This is a genomic window from Metabacillus bambusae (assembly GCF_017497975.1).
Classification (GTDB): domain Bacteria; phylum Bacillota; class Bacilli; order Bacillales; family Bacillaceae; genus Metabacillus; species Metabacillus bambusae.
On sequence record NZ_JAGDEL010000051.1, the window covers coordinates 1 to 3,111 of the forward strand.

A 3,111-nucleotide genomic window follows, 5' to 3' on the forward strand; every position below is an offset into this window, starting at 1 on the left:
CCAGTGTGGCCGATCACCCTCTCAGGTCGGCTACGCATCGTTGCCTTGGTGAGCCGTTACCTCACCAACTAGCTAATGCGCCGCGGGTCCATCTGTAAGTGATAGCTAGACGCCATCTTTCAATTTCAAACCATGCGGTTCGAAATGTTATCCGGTATTAGCTCCGGTTTCCCGGAGTTATCCCAATCTTACAGGCAGGTTACCCACGTGTTACTCACCCGTCCGCCGCTAATCAATGGGAGCAAGCTCCCATTGATTCGCTCGACTTGCATGTATTAGGCACGCCGCCAGCGTTCGTCCTGAGCCAGGATCAAACTCTCCAATAAAGTGTTTGATATAGCTCATAAGTTTGTACTATATAGTACGTTATTTTGTTAATTAAAAATTAACGTTGGCACGCTTGGTTTTGTTTAGTTTTCAAAGATCATCATTAGCCGTTCTTAACGACTAGGTATTTATCATAACATTTATACTATTCTAAGTCAATAACTTTTAAAAGTTATTTTTCTAAAATAGTAATATTGTTTCTGTCTTGTGGACAGGAGTTAATAATAACCTATATTAATAAATGAGTCAACAATTCTAGTAAACTTTTTTAATAAAGTTTTAAATGAACTTGTATGTAGGAAAGAACCTAAAGTGTCTTCTTCTCATTATCTGTAAAAACCCTTGATCTCGTTAAAAACCTTACACCCTCTGGCCCTTCTAATGAAAACATCCCACCTCTTCCTTCTACAACATCAATAATTAATTGTGTATGCTTCCAGTATCCATATTGAGCTTTACCTATATAAAATGGACATCCCTCGATATATCCTAGTAAAATATCTTGCTCACCAACTAAAACTTCATCTGCTTGGTAGCACATCGGTGAACTACCATCACAACAACCTCCAGATTGATGGAACATTAATGGACCATGTTTCTGCTTTAAATCACTAATTAATTCAGATGCTTTTTTTGTACAAACTACTTTTTTAACTTCCTCCATACCTCTTACCTCCTTAATATATAAACTTCCGCATTAAACTTAAGATGCGGAAGTCAATTCATATTTTATATATTAAAAGAATCCTAATTTAGTTTGACTATAGCTAACTAACATATTTTTTGTTTGTTGATAATGACTAAGCATCATTTTGTGATTTTCTCTTCCTATACCAGACATTTTATAACCACCGAATGCTGCATGTGCAGGATATGCATGGTAGCAGTTTGTCCAAACACGTCCTGCTTCAATTCCTCTTCCAAATCTGTATGCAGTATTTATATCTCGAGACCAAACTCCTGCACCTAAACCGTATAAAGTATCATTTGCAATTTCCAATGCATCCTCCTGATTTTTAAATGTAGTAACAGAAACTACCGGACCAAAAATTTCTTCTTGAAAGATCCTCATTTGATTATGTCCTTTAAAAACAGTTGGTTTTACATAATATCCTCCGCTTAGGTCACCTTCTAGAAAATTTCGACCTCCGCCGGTTAAGAGTTGTGCTCCTTCTTGTTGTCCAATATCAATATACGAGAGTATTTTTTCTAACTGTTCTGTAGAGGCCTGCGCACCTATCATTGTGTCAGTATCTAAAGGATTACCTTGTATAATTTCATTAACACGCTTTAATGCCTGTTCCATAAAGTCATCATAGATAGATTCTTGAATTAAAGCACGGGATGGACAAGTACAAACTTCTCCTTGATTAAGAGCAAACATAACAAACCCTTCGATTGCTTTATCTAAAAAGTCATCATCTTTATCCATTACATTTTCAAAGAATATATTTGGAGACTTACCACCAAGTTCTAGTGTAACTGGGATTAAATTCTGAGATGCATACTGCATAATAAGTCGCCCTGTTGTTGTCTCACCAGTGAAAGCGACTTTAGCTACACGGTTATTAGTAGCAAGTGGTTTGCCTGCCTCTACCCCAAAACCATTAACAATATTAACAACACCCTTTGGTAAGAGATCCGCGATTAATTCCATTACAACTAAAATACTTACAGGTGTTTGTTCTGCAGGCTTTAGTACAATACAATTTCCAGCTGCAAGTGCAGGTGCAAGTTTCCAAGTTGCCATTAGAATTGGAAAGTTCCAAGGAATGATTTGTCCTACTACTCCGAGCGGTTCATGAAAATGATATGCAACAGTGTCCTTATCTACCTCACTAATGCTTCCCTCTTGAGAGCGTATGCACCCCGCAAAATACCGAAAGTGATCAATTGCTAATGGAATATCTGCATTCAAAGTTTCCCTAACAGGTTTTCCGTTATCCCAGGTTTCAGCTACTGCTAGCATTTCTAAATTTTGTTCTAGCCTGTCCGCAATTTTATTTAAAACATTTGCTCTTTCGGCGGCAGATGTTTCACCCCATGATTTTTTCGCTGCATGTGCCGCATCGAGCGCATGTTCAATGTCTTCAGATGAAGACCTAGCTACTTCACAAAAAACTCGCCCGTTCACTGGCGATACATTCTCAAAGTAATTTCCTTTTACCGGTGGTGTCCATTCTCCACCAATATAATTATCGTACTTTGACTTAAATGTAACCTTTGACCCCTTTGTACCCGGTTGTGAATAAATCAATTAAAATCCCTCCTATTATTTGTTTCAAGACAGAAAATGATAGTAGAAAGTTATTATGTAAGCCGTGTCCAAACTATCAATATATACCTATTCTTTAAAAATGAGATTATTACATTAATAAAAAAAAACTTGTCCAAAACTTCTCATTACTGTTCAAATAATAATCAGAGAAATAATGAATAATGAAAAATAACCGCCTAAATTAGACGGTTACTTTTGTATAAACCCCTTACATTTAGGGCATTCATATAGACTTCCAATCTCACCATAAGTTCTTTGTAGAGTTTCTTCCATTGAAATGTTACATCTAGGGTAGCTCAGTTTTTTGCTGTGTCCTTTTTAGGTTCTTTCATTTACTGGGATTCGATTTTAACCTTAAACCTAACGGTTAAAAAAACACAAAAAAGACCAGTATCTCTACTGATCTTTTTCTCTCTTACCTGGCAACGTCCTACTCTCACAGGGGGAAACCCCCAACTACCATCGGCGCTGAAGAGCTTAACTTCCGTGTTCGGCATGGGAACGGG

At 37.4% G+C, this 3,111-nt stretch carries 2 protein-coding genes and 2 rRNA genes; all 4 read right to left on the minus strand.

From position 1 onward, the window contains the following. Nucleotides 1-326, minus strand: a 16S ribosomal RNA gene (locus I7822_RS29380); the annotation flags it as partial. A 308-nt stretch (nucleotides 327-634) separates the two neighbouring features. After that, on the minus strand, nucleotides 635-991 hold the full coding sequence (locus I7822_RS29385) for a DUF779 domain-containing protein (protein WP_207982556.1): 357 nt from the start codon (nucleotides 989-991) through the stop codon (nucleotides 635-637). Nucleotides 992-1,063: 72 nt separating this feature from the next. Next, the gene (adh, locus tag I7822_RS29390; RefSeq protein ID WP_207982557.1) at nucleotides 1,064-2,584 is read right to left on the minus strand and encodes an aldehyde dehydrogenase; all 1,521 of its coding nucleotides are present in this window, start codon (nucleotides 2,582-2,584) and stop codon (nucleotides 1,064-1,066) included. Nucleotides 2,585-3,022: 438 nt separating this feature from the next. After that, nucleotides 3,023-3,111 (minus strand): 5S ribosomal RNA (gene rrf, locus I7822_RS29395); the annotation flags it as partial.